Annotated in this window: 18 protein-coding genes, 1 pseudogene and 1 riboswitch; of the genes and pseudogenes, 15 read left to right on the top strand and 4 right to left on the bottom strand. The window is 31.1% G+C overall.

What is annotated here, in order from left to right; genetic code table 11:
- Window positions 1-58: 58 nt before the first annotated feature.
- Complete coding sequence (locus tag AC0NJG_RS21380; protein WP_087953982.1) at window positions 59-526, bottom strand: RsfA family transcriptional regulator; 468 nt, start codon at window positions 524-526, stop codon at window positions 59-61.
- A 353-nt stretch (window positions 527-879) separates the two neighbouring features.
- Here AC0NJG_RS21380 and AC0NJG_RS21375 point away from each other — a divergent pair, with 353 nt between their 5' ends.
- The gene (locus AC0NJG_RS21375) at window positions 880-2,520 is read left to right on the top strand and encodes a S8 family peptidase (RefSeq protein WP_474063385.1); all 1,641 of its coding nucleotides are present in this window, start codon (window positions 880-882) and stop codon (window positions 2,518-2,520) included.
- A 388-nt stretch (window positions 2,521-2,908) separates the two neighbouring features.
- Here AC0NJG_RS21375 and AC0NJG_RS21370 read toward each other — a convergent pair whose 3' ends face one another.
- Complete coding sequence (locus tag AC0NJG_RS21370) at window positions 2,909-3,115, bottom strand: hypothetical protein (RefSeq protein ID WP_307842574.1); 207 nt, start codon at window positions 3,113-3,115, stop codon at window positions 2,909-2,911.
- Between the two features lie 297 nt (window positions 3,116-3,412).
- Window positions 3,413-3,592, top strand: a riboswitch (M-box (ykoK) riboswitch).
- A 209-nt stretch (window positions 3,593-3,801) separates the two neighbouring features.
- On the opposite strand from AC0NJG_RS21370, the gene mgtE reads away from it, so the two are divergent.
- The 4 genes and pseudogenes from mgtE to mgtA all read left to right on the top strand — a co-directional run bounded on the left by mgtE (window position 3,802) and on the right by mgtA (window position 9,119).
- Window positions 3,802-5,130, top strand: a complete 1,329-nt coding sequence (gene mgtE, locus AC0NJG_RS21365; protein WP_087953984.1) for a magnesium transporter — start codon at window positions 3,802-3,804, stop codon at window positions 5,128-5,130.
- Window positions 5,131-5,219: 89 nt separating this feature from the next.
- Window positions 5,220-5,508 (top strand): annotated as a pseudogene (locus AC0NJG_RS21360) (cell division protein FtsW); the annotation flags it as partial.
- Between the two features lie 154 nt (window positions 5,509-5,662).
- Window positions 5,663-6,199 (top strand): undecaprenyl-diphosphatase, encoded by a 537-nt coding sequence (locus tag AC0NJG_RS21355; protein WP_087953985.1) that lies wholly within the window; start codon window positions 5,663-5,665, stop codon window positions 6,197-6,199.
- A gap of 229 nt (window positions 6,200-6,428) precedes the next feature.
- Window positions 6,429-9,119: a magnesium-translocating P-type ATPase gene (gene mgtA / locus AC0NJG_RS21350; RefSeq protein ID WP_173601890.1), complete on the top strand. Its 2,691-nt coding sequence runs from the start codon at window positions 6,429-6,431 to the stop codon at window positions 9,117-9,119.
- A 277-nt stretch (window positions 9,120-9,396) separates the two neighbouring features.
- Here the strand turns inward: mgtA and AC0NJG_RS21345 are convergent, their stop codons facing one another.
- Complete coding sequence (locus AC0NJG_RS21345; RefSeq protein WP_474063384.1) at window positions 9,397-9,987, bottom strand: TetR/AcrR family transcriptional regulator; 591 nt, start codon at window positions 9,985-9,987, stop codon at window positions 9,397-9,399.
- 383 nt (window positions 9,988-10,370) lie between these two features.
- Between AC0NJG_RS21345 and AC0NJG_RS21340 the strand changes: the two genes are divergently transcribed.
- The 7 genes from AC0NJG_RS21340 (at window position 10,371) to AC0NJG_RS21310 (ending at window position 15,763) form a co-directional block, all read left to right on the top strand.
- Window positions 10,371-10,718 (top strand): YxeA family protein, encoded by a 348-nt coding sequence (locus AC0NJG_RS21340; RefSeq protein WP_087953988.1) that lies wholly within the window; start codon window positions 10,371-10,373, stop codon window positions 10,716-10,718.
- 233 nt (window positions 10,719-10,951) lie between these two features.
- Window positions 10,952-11,359, top strand: a complete 408-nt coding sequence (mntA, locus tag AC0NJG_RS21335) for a type VII toxin-antitoxin system MntA family adenylyltransferase antitoxin (protein WP_000577223.1) — start codon at window positions 10,952-10,954, stop codon at window positions 11,357-11,359.
- Complete coding sequence (gene hepT, locus AC0NJG_RS21330) at window positions 11,349-11,762, top strand: type VII toxin-antitoxin system HepT family RNase toxin (RefSeq protein WP_000787549.1); 414 nt, start codon at window positions 11,349-11,351, stop codon at window positions 11,760-11,762. The genes mntA and hepT overlap by 11 nt, the downstream gene beginning before the upstream one ends.
- 405 nt (window positions 11,763-12,167) lie before the next feature.
- Complete coding sequence (locus AC0NJG_RS21325) at window positions 12,168-12,578, top strand: hypothetical protein (RefSeq protein WP_173601892.1); 411 nt, start codon at window positions 12,168-12,170, stop codon at window positions 12,576-12,578.
- Window positions 12,579-13,131: 553 nt separating this feature from the next.
- Entirely contained in the window at window positions 13,132-13,299 is a 168-nt protein-coding gene (locus AC0NJG_RS21320) for a hypothetical protein (RefSeq protein WP_474063383.1), read from the top strand.
- A gap of 330 nt (window positions 13,300-13,629) precedes the next feature.
- Window positions 13,630-15,387 (top strand): methyl-accepting chemotaxis protein, encoded by a 1,758-nt coding sequence (locus AC0NJG_RS21315; protein WP_087953990.1) that lies wholly within the window; start codon window positions 13,630-13,632, stop codon window positions 15,385-15,387.
- A 160-nt stretch (window positions 15,388-15,547) separates the two neighbouring features.
- On the top strand, window positions 15,548-15,763 hold the full coding sequence (locus tag AC0NJG_RS21310; RefSeq protein WP_001167047.1) for an alpha/beta-type small acid-soluble spore protein: 216 nt from the start codon (window positions 15,548-15,550) through the stop codon (window positions 15,761-15,763).
- A gap of 75 nt (window positions 15,764-15,838) precedes the next feature.
- On the opposite strand, the gene AC0NJG_RS21305 is transcribed toward AC0NJG_RS21310, so the two are convergent.
- Window positions 15,839-16,252 (bottom strand): hypothetical protein, encoded by a 414-nt coding sequence (locus tag AC0NJG_RS21305; protein WP_070169553.1) that lies wholly within the window; start codon window positions 16,250-16,252, stop codon window positions 15,839-15,841.
- Between the two features lie 739 nt (window positions 16,253-16,991).
- On the opposite strand from AC0NJG_RS21305, the gene AC0NJG_RS21300 reads away from it, so the two are divergent.
- The 3 genes from AC0NJG_RS21300 (at window position 16,992) to AC0NJG_RS21290 (ending at window position 20,125) form a co-directional block, all read left to right on the top strand.
- On the top strand, window positions 16,992-18,089 hold the full coding sequence (locus AC0NJG_RS21300; protein ID WP_173601895.1) for an S-layer homology domain-containing protein: 1,098 nt from the start codon (window positions 16,992-16,994) through the stop codon (window positions 18,087-18,089).
- Between the two features lie 881 nt (window positions 18,090-18,970).
- Complete coding sequence (locus tag AC0NJG_RS21295) at window positions 18,971-19,264, top strand: ArsR/SmtB family transcription factor (protein ID WP_087953992.1); 294 nt, start codon at window positions 18,971-18,973, stop codon at window positions 19,262-19,264.
- 417 nt (window positions 19,265-19,681) lie between these two features.
- Window positions 19,682-20,125, top strand: coding sequence for a hypothetical protein (locus AC0NJG_RS21290; protein WP_474063382.1), 444 nt, complete (start codon window positions 19,682-19,684; stop codon window positions 20,123-20,125).
- Window positions 20,126-20,143 lie beyond the last annotated feature (18 nt).

Below are 20,143 nucleotides of genomic sequence, written 5' to 3'. Positions count from 1 at the left end.
ATAATTAGTGGTTTTGAAGGGTAAAGGTCCTACTTGAAACTCGATATAGTTATGCTGTTTAATCAACTACAATTAAATTTCTTGTCTTATCGATATGGTTCAGTAACATACGATACTCTTCTTCATACATAGTTAAACGTTGTAAAAGGGATTGATTCTCAGCTTCTAAATCTTCAATTTGATTTTGTAACTTTGTCAATTCATTCACATCTTTATAATTTTGTAGAAAGAGAATAATGTCATCTAATGTAATAGGCAAAGAGTTTGTTTCTTTTTCTGGTGGAGAGAAGGGAATGTTGTTTCCCGCTTTTCGCTCTTGTTTTGCTTGTTGTATTTCTTCTTGATATTGTTTTCTCACATATGAATTCCAACGAAATCCACAGGCTGCGGGTGTTCTAGCTAGTAGTTTTGAGACTTCTTTGAATGCAGCTAACTGTGTTCCACCGTTACGAATATTCTGAAGTACTGTTGATGCGAGAAGTAAATCGTTATCATCAGTCCAGGAATCTTGTCTTGAGATTACCACATTTTAACCTCCTTATATGTTTTATATTACATATATGCAATTACTCAAAATGATAGAAGTTCAACTTCTTTTGAAATAATTGGAGGCAAGTTAATAGAAGTATGTATGATTTTACATGCAAAATTGCATTTAAGGTTGACTATTTTATAAAGGTGTAACTATAATGGTTACAGTTGTGCGACTGAATGAATAAAATTGTCGGTATGAATTAGTTGTATTAACGGTGTATAAACAAGTATTAAATAATGAATGGAGTTGAAAATACAGTCCTACATATAAAACGGTTTGATAAAAAGAAGTTAGGTAATATACATTTTTTTATAATTATATATTGATAAGAAGAGGTGCACGTTTTGAAAATTTTTAAGGGAATTCTAGTTTCTTCAATTGCATTAACAGCATTTAATGGAATAGGCGGTATACTTCCAAGTGAAAAATCAGAAGTTGCCTACGCAGCTACTTACAATTATTCAAATAAGCAATTGAATTCTACTGTACATAAGCAAGCTACTAAACAATTAATTTTAAAATTTAAAAATGAAGCGAATTTACCATATCAGGATGGAATAGAAAAATTCATTAAAGAAGAAAAACAAGATCCTGAATTCATTGGAATTTTAGCTGAATATCCAAATGTAACTATAAATCGACTTTTTAATTCTTTAAATCCTAAAGAAATTAAAAATCTAGGTAAAGAAATAAAAGATTCCAATCATATTTCTTCTAATTTGCTAAACTACTATATTGTAGAAATGCAAGATGATATTGATGTACAAGCATTACTTACAAAAATTGAAAAATCATCTCTTGTTGAAACGGCGTATTTACAGGAAGAAGAGGCGCCACCAGAAGAGCGTTTACCAAATTTATCTGTTAATCCATATGATGAGCCTAGACTTACAAGACAAGGTTACCTTGAACCAGCACCATTAGGAATTAATGCACCTTATGCCTGGAGCATAAAAGGTGGGGATGGAAAAGGAACTACTTTTGTAGACATGGAGTATGGCTGGTTATTTAGTCATGAGGATTTAGTGAATCAAAAGATTGAATTGATATCCGGACAGAATAAGAGTGAACACCATGATCATGGTACCTCAGTCTTAGGGATTGTTTCGGCAGAGGATAATAACATAGGTGGAATTGGGATTGCACCGAAAGCTAAAGTAAAGGTTGTATCTCAGATTAGGGATAACGGAAATTATAATACAGCTGATGCTATCTTAAGTGCAGTTAACAATATGCAAGCTGGAGATATCCTTTTATTAGAAGCCCAGGCTACTTATGATGGATATGGAGATAAGAACTATCTTCCTGTAGAAGTAAAACCGGATATATTTGATGCAATTCGTCTGGGAACAAATAAGGGTATTATTATTATTGAAGCAGGTGCAAACGGCGGAAACGATTTAGATCAATTTAGAGACCGTAATGGTAAACAAGTTCTAAATCGTAATAGTCCTGATTTTAAAGATTCAGGGGCAATTATGGTTGGGGCAGCTTCTGCAAGGGTTCCTCATAAACGTTCATATTTCTCTAATTATGGTAGTAGGGTGGATGTGTATGGATGGGGGAATGCAGTAGATACAACAGATGCTAAACCAAGTGAATTTACAACAAATCTATATACTTCTAGCTTTAGTGGAACATCTAGCGCATCACCTATTATTGCTGGTGCTGCTGCATCAATTCAAGGAATTGCAAAAAATAATCAGGGAAAAGTATTTACACCAAGCCAGCTTAGGGATATTTTAAGTGATTCTAGTACTGGAACGAAATCTAACGATCCAACCTCTGATAAAATTGGTGTTTTACCTGACTTAAAAGCCATATTATCTAAACTTGGTTTTTCACCAAACTTAGGTAATAATTCTTCCATTGTATTTCCTGAAGAGCAAGAAATAAATAAAGGGAATCAAGGTTCTACTATTACGTTCCCGAAAGAGGATTCCAATAATAGTGAAGGGAACTCTAACTTTATTTTCCCAGAATAATGGTATAAAGGATTCTTATATAACTAGTTGTATATAATACTAGTGAGAAAGGCACTTATGCGTATTAGCATAAGTGCCTTTCAGTTGTACTTTTAATCATAAGATAAGGAAAGTACTCCAGTGGATATTTTTAGTGTAGAGATGTGTCTTATATCAAGAATTAAACAACTATCAGTGTAGCCACATTCTAAATTTAGAACTAGGACACTCCTTCAATTGCAGACATAAAGGGAATTTTTGGTAATGACGCAGTCCAATCAACTGCATATACAATTAATTTTCATTTGATTTTTAATCTTCGCCATTTGAAATAAAATATATTAAAAAATTCTTATTTCTTTGTAATTTCTGTTTTAAAGCGTTCAAAATTCGTTGAACGCTTTCTTTATTAGGTTGTGAATTGTATATTCAATCTATTTTCCAAATGAATAGCATCAGCTTGGTCTTGGTAATCCTGTTCTGTAAATGTGGTGGGAATATCCAAAAACTTTTCAACGGTATCTAATGTACTGTCTATACTACCAAATGCATGTGAAATTTTATCTTCTATTGCTTTTATTGTTAGATATACTTGAGTTTCACGTGGAATACTCAACAAATTTATAGTTATATCCTCCTTCTCTTGTTTCATAATTATTATTATATATTGATTTCCAATAATAAAGAGCCAGGACAGGTGTAATAAAAAAGGAAATTAATTTAATATTTCATAGAATTTAATGCGTGAATTGTGAGGTTTTTTGTATAAATATAAAACTGTATACAGAAATTTATATCTATGGTTTGGGAATATTATAATATAAAAAATTGAAAAAATAAGTTCTGTTATTACTTGACAAGTTCAAAAATAGTAGATATGCTTTAACACGAAACGAACAAAAAATTTGAAATATTTATGACCTGTTAGGTGAGGCTCCTATACAAACACAGGCTATTGCCCAAAAATATCGAAAGATGCCAATGGGTAGAACAGGAATTGTCGGATTAAGGCTCTTCTTAAGATAGCTAAGTGATGAATAATAATTCATCCTTTACGTTGTATAGTGCCAAAACTCAACTAGGGGGAATGAGCTTTATTTAGCTATGTCTTTTTTAGCAACCTCCTTTAGTTGAATTACTAAGGGAGGTTTTTTATATGCAAAATTTTATTTGTAATAAATCTTTTATAAAAGGGGGGAAGACTAATGATTGATGATATTGATCCCATATTTATTAAGAAATTAGTTTTCCTAGAAGTGGGAAAATGATACCAAGTACCACTGTCCTTAAGGAGGAATTACGATGAAAAAATGCTTACAACAATTATTAGCAACAAAAGATACACACTTAGTGCAAGAGCTTATAAAAACTCAATCCTATGATATTGCAATGGAAATGAAAGAACTTCATCATAAAGATCAGATATCTTTAATGAAATATTTTCCTGCTGAAAAAGGTGCGAAAATTCTTAGTTACCTTACTCCAGAGGAGCAATATAATATTTACACCAACGTGCCTATGGATAAAGGAGAAGAGCTATTAGCTAGGCAATCTATTGATGACCTTGTTGATGTAATTCTTTCAATTCATCGACTTCAGGCTGAAAAACTGATACAACTTTTATCTAAAGAATCTCAAAATAGAATTAGAAGTCTGTTGGTTTTTCAATCTGGAACAGCGGGCAGTTTAATGACCATTGACTATATTGCTGCCAGGGAAAATTGGAAAGTGAAAGATACGCTGTCGCATATTAGGAAAATTGGCGCAGGGGTAGAATCAATTTCGTATATTTATGTTCTTGATACACGTGGTCAGCTAAATGGAATTGTTTCAATTCGTGAATTATTGCTAGCTACAGATGATAAAACTTTATCATCAATCATGGCATCGAATGTTATTTCAGTTTCAGTGGACTTAGACCAACAGGAAGCTGTACAAAAACTAATGGATTATGATTTATCCGCTATACCTGTAACAACGATGGATAATCGGATGATAGGTATCATAACCTTCGATGATGCAATGGATGTTTTCGAAGAAGAAGCAACTGAAGATATTCAAAAATTAGGAGGAAGCACCCCTTTAGATAAGCCGTATTTTGAAACCTCGATTTGGCAAATATACCGTAAACGTATAGGTTGGTTATTACTTCTATTTGTAGCAGAAGCATATACTGGTTCAGTACTGCGACATTATGAAGAAACTTTGACTCATGTAGTTGCACTGGCTTTTTTTATTCCCTTGTTAATTGGAACCGGAGGAAATACAGGTACACAGGTCGTAACTACATTGGTTCGAGCTGTAGCTCTAAATGAGGTGAAATTTAAAGATATATTTCGGGTTATAAAAAAAGAAGCATTAGTGGGTATTTTGCTGGGGATTACATTAGCTGTGGCGGCATTAATTCGTGCGTACACTTTAGGCGTAGGTACAGAAGTCGCACAGGTTGTAGCTATTACTGGATTGTTCATTGTTATTTGGTCGTCTATTGTTTCATCTGTATTACCCTTGATATTAAATAAGTTAAAGCTGGATCCAGCTGTTATCTCAGGTCCGTTCATTACGACATTAGTCGATGGAACGGGGTTAATTCTGTACTTTACCATTGCAAAAATGTTACTAGGCCTATAAGAAATTTATGTTAATTTTTTATACCTATGTTCGTTCCTGCAAAGTTTGTAGAAAAGCTTGTTGGAAGTATGGAGAAAGAGAGATTAGAAATACAAAAAGTATTTAAGTTACTGGATTATCTGTTGTTTTTTTTACTTATCATTACAATTGTATTTAGAATTTTGATGAAGTATAGTACTAGCTCAATTGTTGCAGTTAAAAATTATGGCTATAGTAGTGAACTCTGTTTTCGCTCTCAATTAAATAAACTTTATTTAAAATTAATAATTTGTATTACTATTTTTAGTTTTATGGAAAGGAAAAGTTGTTAATAATGCACAACCTTGGATATTTGGAGTACAGCCTGCAGAGTTTAATAAACTGAGTGTGATTATTGTTAATTTAGGAGGTGTCACAGGAATTTTTCCCCTTACAGGCACCACTCTTCCGCTTATTAGGTTTAATGGAAGTTCTTTAATGGCAATGGGAACACTGGTAAGTAACTAAATTTTCAATAAAATTAACAGGTAATATATTTGTTTATGGAGGAGAAATGTTAAATTTAATAAACAATCTTGATTATAATGGATTTCGCTATATAAATGAGTACGTGGGAGAAAATATATACATCAATTATTTAATGATTTTTTTTGCTGAATATGCTCAGTATATGTTCATACTATTATTTATGATTCTTTGGTTAAACAAAAAATATAAAAATAGAACTTGTGTAATTCAAGCCATTGTAGCATGCTGTTTTGCTTTTGTATTGAATAGAATCATTGGATTGTTTTTTTATAGAGATCGACCATTTGTTTCTCATTTGAATATAAATCAACTTGTTGAGCATACCGCTAATGCCTCTTTTCCTAGTGACCATGCTACAAGTGCCTTCGCACTAGCTATAACTTTATGCTTATATAAAAAACGTTTAGGGAAAGGATTTGTATTGTTAGCTTTTTTAATTGCTTTTTCAAGAGTCTGGGTAGGAGTTCATTATCCGCTGGATGTATTAATAGGAGCTATTTTAGGATCAGTGTGGGCATTCGTAATCCATTATATAGTTAAAACGTATTTCAATAATAATTAATGAAGCATCTACACTACTATACTAGAGAAAGGCCATATTATATTCAAAATTTTTGTTGCTAATAAGAGGGAGTTTATAAATAAAAATTACTATTTATGGTGAGAATAATACTATTTAAGTGCTATTGCACTTCTAAATCTGATTGGAAATTCAGGGTAATTATAAAAATGTAGTTATAAAATTATTTTTTTAAAACAGGGGAATTCTATTTATTGGATAGGAGGTAAATTTGTTGAGATCTAATAAAAAATATTTTTATAATCAGGAAGTATTAAGCAAAAATTATAAAATGCTAAGTGAAATTGCAAAAAGTGATGTTGAATCGACGTTAGAATTTTTTAAAACAACGTCTCAAGGACTGTCTCATGAGGAAGCTACTAAGAGGCTTGAAGTGTATGGAGAAAATAAAGTAGTTTCTCAAAAAAAAATAAAATGGTATATAACATTATTTAATTCTTTTAGAAATCCGTTTATTTCTCTTCTAATTATATTAGGGATGTTATCTTTTTTTACCAATGATATAAAAGGTACTATTATTGTGGGAATCATGGTGGCGTTAAGCGTGTTCATTCGGTTCATACAAGAAATTCGTTCTCAGAGGTCTGTAGAAAGATTAAAAAATCTTGTATATGAAAAGGTAACTGTTCTCAGGAAGGGAAATATTTCTTATAAAGAAAATAAGAGAACTTTATTGGAGGAAAGTGGAAAGGTACAAATAGGTCTTGAGAATCTTGTGCCAGGGGATATTATAGAATTATCTGCTGGGAATATTGTGCCTGCAGATGTACGGATTATCTCATCAGAAAATTTACTGGTAAATCAATCATCCCTAACAGGAGAAGCATTACCCGTTGAAAAATCAAATCAGCATTTCCATATGTACAAAAAACGTAAAATTAGAAAAATTCAAAATCTAATTGAATTAGAAAATCTTTGTTTTATGGGAACTCATATTATAAGTGGTACAGCAAAAGTAATAGTTGTAGGTACTGGAACAGATACTTACTTTGGTTCAATAGCAAAGAATCAGGTTAAGCTGAACAAAAAAATTGATTCTAAATTCGATAAAGGGGTAAGCAAAGTTAGCTGGCTATTAATTAAATTTATGATCATCATGACTCCTATTGTCATGATAATCCATGGGGGGATTAATGGGAATTGGTATGAGGCTTTTTTGTTTGCAATTGCTGTAGCAATTGGACTCACTCCAGAAATGCTTCCAATGATTGTAACAGCTAATTTAGCTAAAGGCTCTATTAATATGAGTAAAAAAAAGGTACTTGTAAAACAACTATCTTCTATTCATAATCTTGGAGCTATGGATATTCTCTGTACCGACAAAACAGGCACGTTGACAGAAAATAAGATGGACCTGGTACGCCATACAGATACAAATGGAGAGCAGTCGGATGAGGTTTTAAAATTAGCGTATATAAATAGTTACTTTCATACAAATTATAAAAATGAAATTGATTTATCAGTTATACGTTATGTAAAGAATAGTAGTAAATATGATTTGTCTCAATACTCCAAAATAGATGAATGTCTATTTGATTTTGATAGAAGAAGAGTTTCAGTTGTTATAGAAAAAAATGCTAACGAACGAATAATGCTTTGTAAAGGTGCAGTTAGAGAAGTTACTTCAATTTGTAGTTTTATAAAAGAAAATAATAAGATAATTCCTATTACAGATGAAATCCAGCGTAGAAATAAACACATAATTGAACTCTGGCAAGAGCAGGGAATACGAGTTGTTGCAGTTGCATATAAGCAATTAAATAGTGATAAAGTGGGAAGTTATTCTATAAATGATGAATCAGATATGATACTCGTTGGATATGTAGGTTTTTTAAATCCACCCAAACAATCGGCTATCGCTGCACTTCATACTCTACAAAAGAAAGGAGTACAAGTGAAGATTTTAACAGGCGATAACGAGTCCGTGACAAGAAATGTATGTAGGAAAATGGGCTTGTATATAGGAGAACCAGTACTGGGTTATGAAATTGATAGTCTTCCTGATAAGGTATTAGGAAAACTGGCAAGTAAAACAAGTGTGTTTGCAAAATTAAATCCTAGTCAAAAATTTCGTATTATAAAGGCACTTCAAATGAATGGTCATACAGTTGGGTTTATGGGGGATGGAATAAACGATGTGTTTGCCTTAAAACAGTCTGACGTTGGTGTATCTATCCATACAGCAGATGATATTGTTAAAGAGAGTTCAGATATTATACTTATAGAAAAAGACTTACATGTTTTAGAAGATGCTATAGTGGAAGGACGAACAACGTTTGGAAATATACTGAAGTATATTAAGATGACAGCAAGTTCAAATTTTGGAAATGTATTAAGTTTATTAATTGCGAGTGCATTCCTTCCTTTTCTTCCAATGCTACCAATTCAAATATTATGTCAAAATTTACTATATAATCTATCCCAACTTTCAATTCCGTGGGATAAAGTAGACAATGAATTTTTAGTAAAACCAAGAAGCTGGGATACAAAAGATTTATCTCGTTTTATTATTTTTATTGGGCCGGTAAGTAGTGTTTTTGATATAATCATTTTTATCGTAATGTGGAATGTATTTGGTGCAAATATTCCTGAAATGCAATCCTTATTTCAAACGGGTTGGTTCGTAGTAGGGTTATTAACACAATTATTAATTGTGCATATGATTCGTACTCAACATATCCCTTTCCTACAAAGTACGGCTGCTAGGCCAGTTTTGATGCTTACAGGTTTAGTTATGTTTATAGGGATTTCCCTTCCATTTACCGGTTTAGGTACTCAAATTGGTTTAACTCCACTTCCATTTTATTATTTTCTGTGGTTATTGGGAATTTTAACAATGTATGCTCTAGTTACTCAATTTATAAAGAGAATATACATTAGGAAGTTTAATCGATGGCTATAATACTAAAAAATTCAGTCCAGAACAAGTATTACTAAATACTACATTCTAAATGGATAAAGAAATTACAGCAGAATTTAGTTTGGTAGGAAAAAATTAAGTAAGATTGATGTTTTAATCAAACCTTATTCTCATCCTATAATAGAGTAAAATAAAAAATTCAGTACAATATGGAATAGGCAACGATAAAAACAAAGGACAACAAAAGAGATATGTTTGTTGTCCTTTGTTTTTTATTTTTAAATATGTTTTATAAAGAGATATGTATTATATCTCTTTTTTAATTAGAGTATGAATTAAGAAGATATCTTATTTGATCTATAAAATAATGATGGTGTATATTATTTTTTGATACTCGACTAGCCATAATAGCTCCTTCCATGGAAGAAGAAAGGAAAGAAGCGAGTGACATAACATCTATATCATCTTTAATTTCTTTTTTTTCGATTCCTTCTTTAATAAGAGATTCCATTAGAACTACTGTATTGTCATATCCTTTTGCGGCTGCAGCATGTAATACAGGGAAAACATCTGTACTTTCAATAGCAACATTAAGTAAAGGACACCCACCAGCTATTGGAGGATTGTTAGCCGCATCTTGGTATACAAGGAAGATGGCGATGATTTTATCTATAACATTCTCTTTATTTTCTATAGCCGCATAAAAATGTTTCCATATGATTTCTCCACCTTTATGAAATGCAGCCAATGCAATGTCTTCTTTACTTTTAAATCGGCGATAAATAGCACCTTTAGGAAGAGAAGCTGCATCCATAATATCTTGAATGGATGTGCGGGAAATTCCTTGCGTATTGAATAGATACAAAGCTGTTTCAATTATTTTTTCTTTTACTTTATCAACTTTAGTCATAATTTATTTCCTTCCTAAAATTGAAAATTCAGAATTTGTAATTGTTGACTTCTGAATCCTGGAATTTTTTTGTATCATTTGCTGCTAAATATGTTTATTCCAAAATGATAAATATATAGTAAATCATGAATTTCTTGCTTCCCTCATGCTGCAAAAATTAAATGATGCTTTCATATTATAATATATGTAGTCATTCATGTTACATAGTATAGTTGATATCTGAAAATAAACAGTTTATCCTAAGGCTTGAAGTCCATCGGGTGCTTAGTTTGAATATATATTGACTATCTTACAAAAATGTAATGTTAGCGTAATGTTAATGGATTTTGGCAGTAAGAAGATTGGGATATAATTTTTTTGAGAAGAAATATGAGGTGAATAATATGAAACGAATAATGCTTATGTTTAGTGTTTTTGTGATATTTACTGTGATTTTATCGGGTTGTAACTTAAACCGACTTGGTACAGATAAATATTATGTTCAAATTACTAAGGATGGCGAACAATTAAAAGAGAAAAATGTTAATGGTGATACGACTTACCAATATAAAATATCTGGATTTGATAAGGACGGTAAGGAAAAGGAAATGGAGTTTACAGCATTAAAAAATCTTCGTAAAGAAGCATTTTTACTTATATATTACACTGAGGAAAAAGGTGTGAAATCTTGGGAAGAAGTTAAGAAAGACGAACTCCCTACAAAAGTAAAAGAAAAATTAAAGGTGAATTAACATATAAAAAACGCAATTATTAGAGAAATATAGCTCCTATTTTTTTAGAGTTTCAAAAGTAAAAGACTGACAATTACTGTCAGTCTTTTGCTTTTAAAGGGATAATCACGCAATTTTGAGGTGCTTTAAGTACTAAGAAGCTTTAATTTTGTTTATGTATTTGTTGTAGCTTAATGGATTTTGTAATGGTTATGATATAATAAAATTCAAATATAATAAGGGGGATTAATTAAATGATTTTTCAAAGCATGATAACAGCTATAATAGAAAAATTACAAGAGACGGTGAATCCCTATTGGATAATTGTGTTTGGATCAACGGCTGAGAACAGAGAACGAGAAGATAGTGATATTGATATAGCTTATTTAAGTGACACAACTTTAGGGAACTATGAACGTTTTTTATTAGCACAGGAGTTAGCTAACATTGTTCATAGAGATGTTGATTTAGTTGATTTATCCGAAGCTTCTACAGTTTTTCAAGCTCAGATTATACATACAGGAAAGACAATATTTTGTTCGGATGAAAAACGTAAGGTTATTTTTGAAATGAAAACATTAAAAATGTATTCAAAATTGAATGAAGAACGACAGATAGTATTTGATGATATAAAGAAAAGAGGTTCTATATATGAAGAATGAGGTTATTTTAAATAAAATTTCTACAATAGAGCGTTGTATAAAAAGAATCCAAGATGTGTATGGAAATAACCCTGAAAATTTAGAAGATTTTACAAAACAAGATTCAATAATATTGAACATACAAAGAGCTTGTGAAGCGAGTATTGATTTAGCAATGCATATTGTTGCAGGGAAAAAATTAGGACTACCCCAATCTAGTCGAGAGGCTTTTGATTTATTGGTTACAGCAGGATTACTTAGCGCTGATCTAGCAAATAAGTTAAAGGCAATGGTTGGATTTCGTAATATTGCTGTTCATGATTATCAAAGTGTAAATTTAGATATTGTTCGTCAAATTATTGAAAAACATTTAACTGATTTTAAACTATTTACGAAAGAAGTAATGGGGATTTTGGAATTTTAGGCGAAAGAACAAAATAATAGAGCTGAGAAAGAAAGTAATTTATACCAGCTATTGAAACAATTACTTAATTTCGTAAAAAGAAAAGCGGTCATAAGATGAATTTGTTCATGTAGATGTGAATCTTTGCATGAAATGTATGTAGATAATAGTAGGAACAATAGCCATATACAATTTTATCAACAAATAAGTAAATATTTTCAAAACTAATTTTTATACATATAATGTATACCAAAAACAAAAAAGTTTCCTTGAGGAAACTTTTTTGTTTTTGGTGAATTTACAGCGATTAATTAATATACAGTTTTTGAGAAAAATGATGAATCATGTCAAATCATCTTCATTTACACGAACATGAACGTAGTATAAAAAGGAAGCATATCTAAAATAATTAAAGGGGCTGAAAAAATGATTAAAAAACTTATTATTGGTTCTATTGCTTTAGGCACAACAATAGGAGTGAGCAAACCTACATTTGCTGCTACAATACATTCTCCATCACATTTTAAAGAAATTCAAAATGTTCATGTGCAATCCCTACACTCTCCATGGCAGTATTTAGGGCAAACTTCAAGGGAACTGCAAATTAAAAGTAAGGATCCAAAAGTACTAGCTTTTGAACTAGCAAAAGAAGCGCCATTTTACCAAGAAGAATTAGTAGACATATGTTCGGTAATTTTAGATGCAAATGTAGATGTTGTATATTGGACAAGTAAGGAATGGGTTAGATTTGAAGAAGGAAATTATGAATTTAAACATGAAATTAAAATTTTTAGAGATAAAGAACGTCAGCAATTAATTACTGCGCTAGAATCTTAGATCTTTTACACAAAAGAAGCTATGCCATACTCCCCTCATAGTAGATAGGAAAAAGAAAACACATTAACCTATTTATTATGGAGGGGATTTTTCTATGGGTAAAATTAGAGTCACTGACGATGTAGAATATAAGAAAAAAGTATTGGATGTATACTAAAAGAATGTATGAGGTATAAATAATTGAGTCTTTTTTTATTTAACATGTGTACGTTTATTACTGATGAAAATCGTACTACAATTACATCCATGGCTTATATTGTAGGAGTATGTCCTTTAGTATTTTTTAATACAAAAGTTTCGTAATAAGAATTTACTGATTGTGCTATTTCATACGACTTTAAGATAATTGAAGAAATAAATTGGATTAGGCTAAAAGGGTTTAGGTTTACTTTGTACAAGTAGAAATTAAAATGTTATAGAAAAATAAGGAAAATAGTTATAAAATAGGAAACTGGAAGGAACTTTCCAGTTTGTTTTTGTTGTGCGAGATAAAGATGGCCAAAGATGAGAGCTTAAGAATTCTTTTCTTCGTCTAAAACTAACACTTAACATAATGGATCTAGAAGGTATCAGTACAAATGGAAAAGGTGAAGTAGTAGAAGGTAAACGTCTTTCTACTAATAGATTTCCCAAATCAGCTGGATATATAAAAGATGAGATTGCAAATGGGAAAACTGATATTTGTAGAATAGATTGTAATGGGGTTCAAAATAAACTTTAGCATTATTAATTATAGGTTTCATAACTATTATTTCTTTAGTGGAGATATATAAGAGATTGTTGTAAATTAGCTGTATTTTAATGCTCATTACAATGGCAGGATGCTTTGAGATTTAAATACATAAATGCTTAGATTCGTTAAATTATTACTTTAAATATAGTGAAGCTATCAGTATACAAGGAAAAAAACTCTATCAAACGAAAAAAATTGGAACGTTTGGTTGAATGACTAGTATGCTATTTCAAATATTTAAATTAATAACAGAAAGAGAACCTTTTTATATGTTATTACTTTGTTTTTGTATTGTTGAAAATAAGAAAGGTGAAATCAATGAAAAAATATTGGCATAAGCTATCGTTGCTTCAGAAAAATATATTACTAACGGTATTAGTAATTCTAACGCTTGTGGGAAGTATGGGGGCGTTAAGTTTTAATATGTTTCAAAATAGTATGATGTCTATGTTTGAAAGGCAGTCTTTTGAAACAGGCGATATAATAATAAATCAATTAGATCTAGAAGTAGTAAGAGATGTAGCAAAAGACCCCACAGCACAAAGAGTGAAGAAAGAAAAATTGACAGAGCAATTAGATAAAGCTATAAAAAATATGAAAAGTGTCGGACAAACATATGTTACAGGGGCCAAGCTAAATGATAAAGCTGAATTACAATTAGTAGCTTTGGATACAGAATTAGCAGATACGGTTTCTGTAAAACTAGGTTCTGTAAAAACAGGTGACTATTATGAGCATCCTACTCATTGGAAGAAGGCATACGACAAAGTAATGAAAACGAAGCAGGCACAAATGACCGAAGTGTATGGAGATGCACTAGGTACATGGGTAACAATTTTAGAGCCAATTACAGATGAAAATAAAAATATAATAGCAATTGTTGCAGCAGATTTGGATGCTTCTATTATTCCTCTTACAAAGAAACAATTTATAGTGCACGGTTTACTATTTATAATAATTTCATTAACCATCGCAATTACAATTCAAATATTCATCTCACGAAAATCTCTATCGCCTTTAAAGGATTTACAAGAAGGGTTACGTAAAGTTGGTGAAGGTGATTTAAGTATTAAATTGAATGAAAGGTCTGATGATATAGGGATAACTAATAGCTATTTTAATAACACTATTAAAAAGTTTAATAAAATTATAGATAAAGTAAGGCAGACTGCTGAACAGGTTTCGACATCTTCACAAGAATTGTCGGTAGGTACAAAAGAGAATAGCATATCCTTTAAAGGAATTGCGAGTGCTATTACAGGATTAAATTTAAGAGCACATTCTCATGAACATGTAGTGCAAAAATGTTTAGGAATTGTTCAAGAAATGGAAAGTAAGATGAAAGAAATGAAAGGAGCTGCCAAACAAGTTGCGACTGCTTCGGAAGACATGGAACAGCATTCTGGAGAAGGAAAAGATTTGATTAAGCAAATTGTGAATCAAATGAAAAGAATCCAAGATACAGTTCAAGATGTATCTTTTAGTATTTATGTATTAGAAGCACGATCTAAGGAAATTAATGAAATTCTTACTATAATTACAACCATTTCAAATCAAACAAATTTATTAGCTTTAAATGCTTCTACTGAAGCTTCATGTGTTGGAGAGATGGGAAAAGGATTTTCAGTTGTTGCGGATGAGGTACGTATATTAGCGGAAAGAACCGAGGCATCTGCAAGGGATATAACGAATTTAATTGGTGAAACCCAAGCTGAATCAGAGGAGGCTGTAAGATCCATACTGAAGTGTTCAAAGGAAGTGGAATCAGGAATAACGCTTGTTCAAAGTAGTGGTGCTTTCTTTGAAAAGATTTCAGGATCTGCACAATCTGTTACAAATCAAATTAAAGCGATTTCGAATAATTCAAGTGACATTTTAAAAGATTCTCAAACTATTGTTAAGGTTGTAAATGAATTATCACACATTGCAAATACATATGTGAATAGCAGTGGTAATGTAGAGACAAGTATGAAAGAGCAAGAACTGTATGTACAAGATATTGCAGAGTTAGCGAATTCTTTAAATTGGCTCTCCCAAGAGTTACAGGAGTTAATAGGGGAATTCAAAAGTAAGTAGGATAGGAGAAGGTGTAGGTATGACCTATACCTTTATTTATTCCCACATAAGGGATGAAAGCTTAGGTATATATGTAAAATGGCTAAACAAATAATTTTTTTTGCATATTTTGTTGGAAATAGAGCATGATATTACCAAATCCAACGGAGGTGTTTAAAAAATGCAAATTCGCGAAAATAATAATTCAAACGAAATCTTAATAGCAGCTGCAGCAAGTGCAATTGAACAAATGAAATATGAAATTGCTCAGGAGTTTGGTGTTACACTTGGACCAGATTCAACAGCAAGAGCAAATGGTTCAGTAGGTGGAGAAATTACAAAACGATTAGTTCGTATGGCGCAAGAACAGTTATCTGGTCAATATAAAATTCACTAAAGTTAAAGGTATATCCCATGGAAGGGATATACCTTTTTAATTTGCCTTTAAAGAGGATAGTGAAAATCTTTACTGCTAGTTAAATTTAGACACTGCAAATTTGGCTGTGAAATTCATCTTCTTCATGTAAGAAGAATTTACTCCTGCTTGAAATTGAACAGAAATATTACCGTCTTTTTGTGCTTTGAATACGCGACCGTATGGTGAATTAGCATTGTATGTGCCAATTACTTGATCATCCGCATCAAAGACTGTATAAGAAATTGGGAACCCGGAATTTTGTACAAAGACCGTAAGTTCTTCCCCTTTACTAAGATTAAATGATTCTTTTTGAGAAACTTCATAGGAACTCATAGAGTAATATTTTGTAACTTCTTGAATGTCTAAGTTCGTAGTTGCCGCACTTGCTTTTGGTGCCTCTGCTCCTGGTAAATTCATACCTGATAGTACTGCAATTCCTAATGCCCCTGCTAAAATAACTTTTTTCATAATGCTAGTTCCTCCTTTAATAAATTGTGAGATTTGAAAAAGAAGTGAAAATATCACTTCTTGAAACCATTATAGTTACAATGAGAATGATTTTCAATGGAATTTGATATGTAATTCTGCATACATAAGATAAAGATATAAGGTAATTTATCCGAAGTTTAAAGTGTTCTTAAAGAAGGAGAGGACAAATCTTCAAAACTATGAATGGGACGGTAACTGTTTTTTGCATGCGTTGGTACTATAAGTAAATATTTAGTTGGCTTTATTTTTGTGCATTGTATGTAAATAAACATTTAAATGTTTATAAAGCTGTATAATTTGGAATTATTAAACAAAATAAGGAGGTATATGTTATAATTAAGCTGCAATAAGGTTCAGCATCCTAATTTTATTGTGTATATTTAGCCTATGTATGTCGTTTGTATTAGAAATAAGAAGTCTCTCAAAAAGAGGCTTCTTATTTTTTGTATGGAGGGGATTACAGATGATGGATTATTATCAAATTTTTTTATTTACTATCAACAAATCTTTTACATACATGCTCAACGGAATCTATTTTTAGAGGTATTCCGAAAGTAGAACAGAGGTTATTAATACATGAGGGAAATGATTAATTTCATATATTTATATATAATAATTATTGTATTTTTATATTAATATTAATATGCTAGGAAAGGAATTATATAAGGCGAATGAAATTATTTGTAATAATAAATTATAGAAATAAGGGGATTACAGTATGAAACTAACAAAAATGCTTATAATAGGAGCTACACTTGCTACGACGACATTAACATCGTTAGCGAATGTACAAGCAGATACAGCATTTAATGATGTTCCTGCAAATCACTGGTCTTATGATGCAATTATGCATCTAAAAGATAAAAAAATGATAGCTGGCTATGGAAATGGAATGTTTGGATTAGGCGATAATATTACGCGGGGACAAGCAGCTCGTCTGCTATATGTGTATCTACAGCCATTACTTGTAGGTGATAGGTTTGAAGATCAATTTAAAGATGTAAAAGGTACTATGTTTGAAAAAGAAATTCATGCTGTTGTCAGTTCTGGTCTTATGAATGGATATGGGGATAATGAATTTGGACCAAATGATGTATTAACTCGTGAACAATTAGCGGCAATTTTACAAAAAACATTTAATTTAAAGCAACAATCTATTACTACTTTTAATGATGTGGAAAAAAATTATTGGGCTACTGGGGCGATTAGTGCCCTACAAGAGAACAAAATTGCTGTGGGCACTGGTGACAATTTATTTGAGCCTAAAAAAGTAGTAACTCGTGAGCAGTATGCACAGTTTCTATATAATGCAATGCGTAAGTTAGAGAAGCCGGGACAACCTGAAGTAATGCCGTTGGGGATACCGAGATCGATGGTGACAGATGATTTCACTTTTGATAAATCGTTGGTTGATATTGTTCCTGTGTATAGTAAATCTATATCTAAAGAGGCGCAGGATCTCATTAATGAGATAAATTTGAAATATGATTTAGATATAAAGTATTGGGAGACAAGTGCTGTACTACATTTAGCTTCATCTAAAATGGCAAAAGAAAATAAAGATTGGTATGGACCATTGAGTATAGATGAAAAGGGCGGTAATAATTTTGCTATTAGCTTCGAAAATCATAAACCATCTATTGAATTGACGAAAAGATGGATTACTATGATATACCCAGATTTAAATTTAGATAAAGAGATTGATAAATTGGTCAAAAATATAAATATGGAATATGTGTTTGAAAAAGGCCGACATAAAATAAAAATGGGACAAACAGCTAATTATAAGGGCTGGCGCATTTATATTGGTGAATAATTAACCCTTTTCGAGGATTTACACTGACAGAAGAATTTATTATTTGTGATTGAAGACGTAAGTAATTGGTTAGAAACCAATATTGACCATGTAGCGTAGAACTTTAATAAATCATGAAAAAATTACATCTAGGAGCTAATTTGGGTAGGGCTAATAGAAATGATGAAGTTTATAAGAGAAAATAGAGAAGAGCATTTTCGTAAATTAATTACTAGTAATGAGCGGGAAATTGCAAAAAGAAGAGTTAATCAAAAAGTTAACTCTTCTTTTTATTTAAAATTAAACTTAATTTCTATACCCGTTATACCACAGTTTATTAATTAGATTGTGCATAAGATCAATTTTTACGATAAAAGATATTTAAATGGGGGAGTGTAAAAGAGATTTAATTACATTAAAAGAGGCATACATATTATTAGGGTTAACTAAAAAACGAAATATAAAGGATATTTTAGGTTAGGAAAATTTAAAAGGCCTTGTCATTATAGACAGGGCCTTTCAAAAAAGGGACACAATTGACAACTGAAGGTGACTTTATATTACCATTTTTGGTATTTTAATTCCAGGTATCCATGTTGAGAAATAAAATGATTATTTTATAGAGTGTGAGATGGGGGATACTGCTTATCAATTTTTCAGGACGGGAAGGCAAAACCAGAATTTTTTATTTGCTTTAATAAGGGCTAGAAGAAGTACTTTTACTTAGTAAAGAGTGTGAATCATAGTTCAAGGTTATGTAAAAATACTGTTTTCAGAATAGGTGTCCTTTTTGTTTTAAGAGGAGAATAAATTTTCTCAACAGGACAAATCTTAATCATCTATAAGTACTATTTATAAGGATAATAAGAAAAATAGAAATTAATAATAAAGGAGAATGCGAAATGAAAACAGTAGTAACTGATAGAGATCTAGCTGAAATCTGCGAAGAAGACGTAGATGTTTTAAAAGTAATGGCACATCCGGTACGATTACAAATTGTAAATGAATTAATGCATCATAAAATGTGTAATGTTACGCAATTAACGGAAATATTAAGACTCCCACAATCTACTGTTTCACAGCATCTATCAAAATTAAGGGGAACCGTACTTCGTGCAGAAAGAAAGGGATTAGAGATGCATTATTATATAGATAATGTTAAGGCTCGTCAGATTGTTGGAATTTTAGGCTTGTAGGTTAATAAAAAGCAAAAAAGATTCCTATTATTAAGTAGGTAACTTTATATATATATAATAATTTTATTTTGTGAGGATTACTGTGTAAATAAGTAAATATTGTCCATAGAATTTCTGTACCTCTCAAAGGAGAGTAAAGAAATAAGATCTACTAATTTGTTTTCAATAGAGCTTATAATTATGTTTATGTTATTAAATATTTTTTTGGGTGCCTATATTGATGGAATGTAGCTAATTCATAGGAAGATGTAGAGTAGGTTTATTATTTTCTTTATAAATAATAAACCTACTGTATTAACTGAGTTTTCTTATAAGAATTATAACAAATTATTTTAGTAATAAACAGACTTGAAGTCAATTCCTATTAAATCGTAAAATTTACATGAAAGGTAAAAATAGGGATATTTGGAGGTTGTTATGAAAAGGTTATTAGCAAAATCATTATTAGGTATTTCAGCATTTTCTCTATTAACTACATCATTTTCTATGAGTACGAAAGCAGCGACTCATGAATTAGATAATGTACCGGTGTATAATGTAGAAACAGTAGAAGATAGTAAAATTGAAGTGGCAGAATTTAGCCAAGTAGAACGATTTGCATTCCCATTAGCCATTCCTGTGATTATTTGGGGAGCTAGAGGCGCACAAGTAGTTCATAAGGTATGGAAAGCAGGTAAATTAGTTACAATTGGATCTGCTGTTGGTATTTCTGGAATGAAAGCACAAGATGTCATTGGTAAATATAAAAAAGGTGCTATTAATAAGGAATTTCCAGGCTCAATGAAAAATAAAACGGTGAAGGAGATTGAAGATTTAGCTAAAAAAGGAAATAAAGATGCAAAAAAGGCAAAAAATTACTAACAGATAAGAGATTTAACA

This window comes from Bacillus sp. SSR7 (assembly GCF_055902415.1).
This window is presented reverse-complemented; position numbering and strand designations above follow the sequence as displayed.

Coding starts and splice junctions, on each gene's coding strand:
- AC0NJG_RS21315 (WP_087953990.1), top strand. CDS start 13,630: ATGAAAAAATATTGGCATAAGCTATCGTTGCTTCAGAAAAATATATTA.
- AC0NJG_RS21300 (WP_173601895.1), top strand. CDS start 16,992: ATGAAACTAACAAAAATGCTTATAATAGGAGCTACACTTGCTACGACG.
- mgtE (WP_087953984.1), top strand. CDS start 3,802: ATGAAAAAATGCTTACAACAATTATTAGCAACAAAAGATACACACTTA.
- mntA (WP_000577223.1), top strand. CDS start 10,952: ATGATTTTTCAAAGCATGATAACAGCTATAATAGAAAAATTACAAGAG.
- AC0NJG_RS21325 (WP_173601892.1), top strand. CDS start 12,168: ATGATTAAAAAACTTATTATTGGTTCTATTGCTTTAGGCACAACAATA.
- AC0NJG_RS21340 (WP_087953988.1), top strand. CDS start 10,371: ATGAAACGAATAATGCTTATGTTTAGTGTTTTTGTGATATTTACTGTG.
- AC0NJG_RS21320 (WP_474063383.1), top strand. CDS start 13,132: ATGGATCTAGAAGGTATCAGTACAAATGGAAAAGGTGAAGTAGTAGAA.
- AC0NJG_RS21345 (WP_474063384.1), bottom strand. CDS start 9,987: ATGACTAAAGTTGATAAAGTAAAAGAAAAAATAATTGAAACAGCTTTG.
- hepT (WP_000787549.1), top strand. CDS start 11,349: ATGAAGAATGAGGTTATTTTAAATAAAATTTCTACAATAGAGCGTTGT.
- AC0NJG_RS21310 (WP_001167047.1), top strand. CDS start 15,548: ATGCAAATTCGCGAAAATAATAATTCAAACGAAATCTTAATAGCAGCT.
- AC0NJG_RS21290 (WP_474063382.1), top strand. CDS start 19,682: ATGAAAAGGTTATTAGCAAAATCATTATTAGGTATTTCAGCATTTTCT.
- AC0NJG_RS21355 (WP_087953985.1), top strand. CDS start 5,663: ATGTTAAATTTAATAAACAATCTTGATTATAATGGATTTCGCTATATA.
- AC0NJG_RS21305 (WP_070169553.1), bottom strand. CDS start 16,252: ATGAAAAAAGTTATTTTAGCAGGGGCATTAGGAATTGCAGTACTATCA.
- AC0NJG_RS21295 (WP_087953992.1), top strand. CDS start 18,971: ATGAAAACAGTAGTAACTGATAGAGATCTAGCTGAAATCTGCGAAGAA.